1 protein-coding gene is annotated in these 739 nt (G+C 57.1%); it reads left to right on the plus strand.

Going from position 1 to position 739, the window contains the following annotated elements; translation table 11 throughout:
* Nucleotides 1-739 (plus strand): NAD(P)/FAD-dependent oxidoreductase (locus NKI88_RS31735; RefSeq protein ID WP_352659341.1); only part of this gene is annotated, 739 nt, incomplete at both ends.

The following is a 739-nucleotide window of genomic DNA, read 5'->3' on the forward strand; positions in this document are numbered from 1 at the left end:
CTCGAACGGTTGGTTCAGGTCGCTGGGCGTTGTGCCTGCTGCGCGTTCCCTAAAGGGATCTCTGGGCTCCGACTGGGTGATTGTTGGCGGCGGTGCCTGCGGCCTGGCGACGGCGCGATATCTCGCCTTGCTGAAACCGGATGATAGAATTGCGCTGATTGAAGCTTCCCGGATCGGCTTCGGTGCCTCCGGGCGCAATTCGGGCTTCATGCTGGACCACAACACTCACGGCCATACCAAATCCCAAGCAGTCACCCACCGCAACAATGCCATCTGCTCTGCCGGAACCGAACTGTTACGTGAGCTGGTTCAGACGCATGGCATAGAATGTGACTGGAGCGACTGGGGTCGAATCTATGTCTCGGCGGGCGTTTCCGGTGATCGACACTTGCGCGATCTGCAAGCTGCCTATGAGCGGGACAACATTTCATACGCCCGGCTTGAAGGCGATGAGATGGCACAACTCGTCGGAACTAAATTCTATCGGGCGGGCTTAAAAGTTGGCGGTAACGGCTTGGTGAATCCCGCGGCGTTGATGAGGGGCCTTGCCGCGACTTTGCCGCCAAACGTGGAAGTCTTTGAGGACACTTGTGTACGCTCTTGGCGAGGCGGACCAATTATTGAAGTAGTTACTGATCACGGTGAAGTGCGTGCCAAAAACATCATCTTCTGCACCAGTGTATTCTCGGGCGAATTTGGCATTGCGCGCAACCGCATTGCGCCGGTCGCACTGTTTGCC

Origin of the sequence: Mesorhizobium sp. M0317 (assembly GCF_040321555.1) — a bacterium.
In the GTDB taxonomy this organism is placed as follows: Bacteria; Pseudomonadota; Alphaproteobacteria; order Rhizobiales; family Rhizobiaceae; genus Mesorhizobium.